This is a genomic window from Mycobacterium sp. (assembly GCF_035314905.1).
Lineage (GTDB): Bacteria > Actinomycetota > Actinomycetes > Mycobacteriales > Mycobacteriaceae > Mycobacterium.
In genome coordinates this window covers 1-2,517 of sequence record NZ_DATFYW010000150.1, presented here as the reverse complement: position 1 = coordinate 2,517, position 2,517 = coordinate 1, and the positions used below count along the sequence as shown (strand labels likewise).

General features: G+C 66.8%; 3 protein-coding genes. All 3 read left to right on the top strand.

Going from position 1 to position 2,517, the window contains the following annotated elements; genetic code table 11:
- The first annotated feature begins 508 nt into the window (after positions 1 to 508).
- On the top strand, positions 509 to 1,840 hold the full coding sequence (locus VKG81_RS13010; protein WP_324396515.1) for a deoxyribodipyrimidine photo-lyase: 1,332 nt from the start codon (positions 509 to 511) through the stop codon (positions 1,838 to 1,840).
- Positions 1,841 to 1,891: 51 nt separating this feature from the next.
- A complete protein-coding gene (locus VKG81_RS13005; RefSeq protein WP_324396513.1) occupies positions 1,892 to 2,146 on the top strand; it encodes a DUF2631 domain-containing protein in 255 nt (84 codons plus the stop codon).
- A 64-nt stretch (positions 2,147 to 2,210) separates the two neighbouring features.
- The coding region (locus VKG81_RS13000; RefSeq protein WP_324396511.1) for an aldehyde dehydrogenase family protein at positions 2,211 to 2,517 on the top strand (307 nt) is incomplete at its 3' end.

Sequence of the window (2,517 nt, the reverse complement as noted above, 5' to 3'; positions counted from 1 at the left end):
TGCAGGTTGGATCCGTTGAAAGACCCGCCGCTGAGCGTGGTTCCGGTGAAGTTGAGACGGTTGTCGGCGCGCGCTACCTGCGTGGTGACGAGGCCCAGCATCAACACCGCAGCGATCACCGCAAGGGCCAACCATTTGTAGCTGCTCAAAAGTCCGGTCTTCACGCCACCGCACCTCCTTTGCTGACGTTACACCTGAAGTGACGTCAACCAAACGGGTTCAGTTCGATCAGGCCACCCGGGCGACGCCCTCGAGGTCGGGCGGCTCGCGGGTCAATCCCCACTCTGGCCAGCAAAGCCCGAGGATGAGCGCCCCGGAGTCGGCGTTCGGCTGCAAGATCTGACGTGTCTGTGACGATGTCGCAGGCTTGCCGGCCTGGCTCCGCGACGGGGTTTGGGCCGGTGGCCGGGCGATACTGCGCCAGTTCGAGGCAGAGCGGGCGGCCCATCTGACCAGGTTGGGGCAGTTCGGACGTTTTCGCGCCGGAAATCGCGGGCAGCATGAGGGCATGCCGACGCTGTTGTGGTTCCGCCGTGACCTGCGGCTGCGCGACCTGCCGCCGCTGCTCGGCGCCGCCGCCGATGGTGACGACGTGCTGGCGTGCTTCGTGTTCGATCCACGCCTGGAGGCGTCGTCGGGCACGCGCCGGCTGCAGTTTCTCTGCGATTCGCTACGGCAGTTGCGCGACCAGCTCGATGGCCGGCTCCACGTCACCCGCGGGCGGCCGGCAGACCGGATTCCCAAGATCGTCAAGGAGATCGGCGCATCGGCTGTGCATGTCTCCGAGGACTTCACACCGTTCGGCCGCACGCGCGACGAACAGGTGCGTGACGCGCTGGATGACGTGCCGTTGAAGGCTGCCGGATCGCCGTACTTGGTGTCGCCAGGGCGAGTCACGAAGGAGGATGGCTCGCCGTACAAGGTTTTCACCCCCTTCTTCCGCCGTTGGCGCGAAATGGGTTGGCGCGCACCGGCCAACACCGGGCCGGAGTTCGCTCGCTGGCTCGATCCGGCAGGCCTGGCGGGCGCCGTCGACATCCCGGACCCGGGTGCCGAGTTGGACCTGGCCGCCGGTGAGCAGGCGGCGCTGTCGCGCTGGGCGGAGTTCGTCGACACCAAACTGGACGACTACGCCGAGGATCGCAATCGTCCCGACAAGGACGGCAGCAGCCGGATGTCGGCACACCTGAAATTCGGCACGATCCATCCGCGGACGATGGCCGCCGACATCGACGGCCGCCGGCCGGGACACGCGGCCTACCTGCGGGAGTTGGCGTTCCGCGATTTCTACGCCTCGGTGCTGCACGAGTGGCCCGACAGCGCATGGCGGAACCTGAACCGCGACTTCGACGGGATCGAGGTGGAGACCGGGCCGAAGGCGGAGCGCGCTTTCGAGGCCTGGAAGGCCGGCACGACCGGCTTCCCGATCGTCGACGCTGGGATGCGCCAACTGTGCGCCGCGGGTTTCGTGCCGAACAGGGTGCGGATGATCGTCGCGTCGTTCCTCGTCAAGGATCTGCATCTGCCGTGGCAGTGGGGCGCGCGCTGGTTCTTGGAGCAACTCGTCGACGGCGACATCGCCAACAACCAGCACGGGTGGCAGTGGTGTGCCGGATCGGGCACCGACGCGGCGCCCTACTTCCGCGTGTTCAACCCCACTACCCAGGGCCAAAAATTCGACCCCTCAGGCGAATACGTGCGGCGTTGGGTACCGGAGTTGGCCGACGTCGACGACGTTCACGCACTGAAGGAGGGCCGGCCCGAAGGCTACGCTCCACCGATCGTCGACCACAAACGCGAGCGCGCGGAGGCGCTGCGCCGCTACGGGCGGATCGACTGAGTCCCGTATGCCAGAATGTGGGCGATTGCCCGTCAAGTGAGCAGGAGCGCCGTGGCCAGCACCGAGGTTGTACGACACAGCGGGGTAGACGTCGAGGACGTGCCGTCCGCCGAGTGGGGCTGGAGCGGCACCGCGCCGCGGGTGTGGCACGTGGTCCTCATTGTGATCGCCGCGTTTCTGCTGTTCATGATCCACGGGAACCAGGTCGGCCACGTCGAGGACTACTTCCTTATCGCATTCGCCGCGGGAATCCTAGTCGTCGTGGGCCGTGACTGGTGGCTGCGCCGCCGTGGCCTGACCCGGTAGGTCGCGAACTCGCCCCACCCTCAGAGGGCTGACACTGTCGCGAAGATTTGTAAAGCTGTCTCCCATGACGGGAGTGCAGAGCGAGACCGGTGTCTTGGCCGGCGACGAGCGGATGTTGATCGGCGGCGAGCTGCAGTACACGAGCAGTGGCGCGAAGTTCGATGTCATTCACCCGGCCGGTGAGGAAGTTGTCGGGCAGGCCACCGATGGGACCGTGGCCGACATGGGGCGAGCCGTCGGCGCGGCGCGGCGCGCATTCGACACCTCCGGCTGGTCCCGCGACATCGAGTTGCGCTATCACTGCCTCAAGCAATTGCAGGAGGCGCTCGACCGCCACAAGGAGCGGCTGCGCCGCATTGTGGTGACCGAGG